At 66.2% G+C, this 2,339-nt stretch carries 3 protein-coding genes; all 3 read right to left on the bottom strand.

From position 1 onward, the window contains the following. Positions 1-42: 42 nt before the first annotated feature. Positions 43-426, bottom strand: coding sequence for an integrative conjugative element protein, RAQPRD family (locus tag BRO63_RS04770; RefSeq protein WP_088138674.1), 384 nt, complete (start codon positions 424-426; stop codon positions 43-45). Positions 427-524: 98 nt separating this feature from the next. Further along, positions 525-1,274 carry a TIGR03747 family integrating conjugative element membrane protein gene (locus BRO63_RS04775; protein WP_088138675.1) on the bottom strand — a complete coding sequence of 250 codons (750 nt, stop codon included), beginning with the start codon at positions 1,272-1,274 and terminating at the stop codon, positions 525-527. Then, a partial coding sequence (gene traD / locus BRO63_RS04780) for a conjugative transfer system coupling protein TraD (protein ID WP_143219452.1) occupies positions 1,271-2,339 on the bottom strand: 1,069 nt, incomplete at its 5' end. The genes traD and BRO63_RS04775, both read right to left, overlap by 4 nt.

A 2,339-nucleotide genomic window follows, 5' to 3' on the forward strand; every position in this document is an offset into this window, starting at 1 on the left:
CGATGCCGCTGTTGGCTTGAAATGCCGAGACCTGGGCGCCGTTCATGGCTTGCCCTCCGCAGGCGTCGGCGGCGATGGCGCGACGGCCCGCTCCGTGCGGTAGTCGCCGCCCAGTTCGGAGGGGTCGCGGGGCTGGGCGCGTGATGGCGTCAGGTGGAACTGGATGCCGGCGCGAACACGTGCCAAGTCAGCTTGGAGCCGCGGGTAGTCGAAGTGGTAGCGCTCGCCCGGCTGGATCGGCGCATGCGCGGCGCTGTCCGCGACGGTGCGCTCCAGCGCGTCGAGTTGGCGCAGCGCAGCGGCCAGTTCCTGGCGTTGCACAGGGGACTCGGCCAACGCCATCGGGGACTGACCCAGCACGAGGGCCGTCACGAGAAAAGTGGGCATGCCGCGATGCGCGGCGCGCAGCCAGATCGAAGCCACCATCGCGCCATTCCTGTGTGATCAGCAATGGGTTGATCGTGGAGATCAGGGCGGTTTCAGGCCGCAAACAATAGGAACCCGGAAGCGACCGGATTGATGACCTAGAGGTACTTTTTGAAGCTGCCTGCGGTCAGGCTCACGGCCAGTCCGAGCAAGGCCGCGCTGGGCAACAGGATCACCAGCGGATGCACCGAGATCGGCAACGCCAGGTAGGTGATCCAGGGCAGCACGGCCAGCGGCATCAGGCTCGCTTTCGCGCGGTGGTAGATGAAGCCCGATTCCCGGCCCGCGCCGAACCGACGCACGTCCCGCCGTACCAGGCCGTCGATCAAGCCGACGAAGGCCGCGGTGAGGATCAGCGGCAGCGTGAGCACCAGGACCAGCAGGCGCACGAGGAAAGTCAGCGTCGTGAAGGCCGCGGCGATCAGGTAGCTCTCGGCCCAGACGTAGACCTGGCTGATGTAGTAGCGGAAACTGCGCGTCGGCTCGTGGCTGGGCGCACGGGAGCGCTCGGCGGTTCGGCTCATGCGCTCCAGCAACCCCGAGCGCACGAACACCCACTCGTAGCCGGTATCGACCAGTTCGTGCGCCGTGCGCCCCGGCTCCTGCACGACCACGCTGCGCGTGAAGTGGTTGGACAGGTGCCCGAGTTCGTATTGCAGCATCTGCCGGGAGTGGCGCCAGCCCTGGTCCTTCCAGAACAGGTGCATGCCGACGCACTCCACCACGATCGAGAACAGCAGCGAGCCAATCAGCACCCCGAGCAGCCGGAACGGCAAGGTGATGGTGCCGACGATCAGGCCCTGGCGCTGGTTCTGCTCCCGCTGCGCAGTCGAGGCGGCGTCCTTCATGGCGCGGCCTCGTTGCCCGCGCCGTCATCGGCGCCGGCGGCCAACGCGCCAGGCTCGGCCAGAGCAGCATCATCCAGCAGGTCCTCGGGCAAGGCCGCGTCCTGCAAGGCCGGGGAACTGGTGAATTCCCACCACTGCGTCGCCTCGCTGTAGCTCTGGCGCATGTACCCCGCCAGTTGCTGCAGATCCTGCGGCATCACTTCGTCCGGGTCCGGCGCCGGCAGCGGCATGCGCACCTTCCAAAGCTGCCCGCCCTGCAGCAGCGCGAAGCACTGGCCTTTGGGCAGGCCGACGACGTGCGACGGCTCGATCATCGGCACGCTGGACATGCTGATGCGATCCTGCGTGTTGCTGGTGAAATCCGTGGCCCCACGGATGTCCGAGCTGTCGGTCGCGCCGGAGACGATGGTGGTCGTATAGACCTCAACCTTCGGCAACTGCCTCGTCAGCAGTTCGGCCGTGGCCGTCTCGCGCACACGCAGCATGAACAGGTTGTTGAAGTTCCCGATGACCTGGCCTGCCTTGGCCCGGTTGCCGATACGCGCTTCAATGTCGGAAAGCGTCTGCGTGTAGGCCGTGACCTGCATCCCTGCGCCGCCGCCCTTGTTGATCAACGGCACGAATTCGTCCCCCATCAACTCGTTGAATTCGTCGGCGTGGACGTTGATCGGCACGCGAGCGCCAGCCGATGCGCCCGGCAGGCCGTCGTCGATTCCGTGCTTGTAGATGTGCCCAGCCACCGAGACGAGATCGCTGAACATCGAGTTGCCGACCGCTGCGGCGACCTCCGCATCGGACAGCGCGTCCAAGCCGACATAGACGACGGCGCGCTTCCTGATCACCTGCATCCAGTCGAAGATCGGACGCGGGTCGGCCAGGTCGGAGTAGTTCGGCGCCAGAAGCTGGGCGATCTTGCCGCTGGTGAGCTTTTCCAGCAGCGGCAACAACGATGCGACGATCTTGTCGAAGTACGTCTTGTCGTATCGGACAGCGGAGCGCAGGCCATCCAGCACCGGGTCATAGTTGCGCGCCTGCGAGAGGTACTGCTCCAGCGCCACCACGCGC

Source organism: Achromobacter xylosoxidans, from assembly GCF_002192695.1.
Lineage (GTDB): Bacteria > Pseudomonadota > Gammaproteobacteria > Burkholderiales > Burkholderiaceae_B > Achromobacter > Achromobacter xylosoxidans_C.

Bases quoted from the DNA above. Each gene is read 5' to 3' on its own strand.
- BRO63_RS04775 (WP_088138675.1), bottom strand. From the start codon at position 1,274: ATGAAGGACGCCGCCTCGACTGCGCAGCGGGAGCAGAACCAGCGCCAG.
- BRO63_RS04770 (WP_088138674.1), bottom strand. From the start codon at position 426: ATGGTGGCTTCGATCTGGCTGCGCGCCGCGCATCGCGGCATGCCCACT.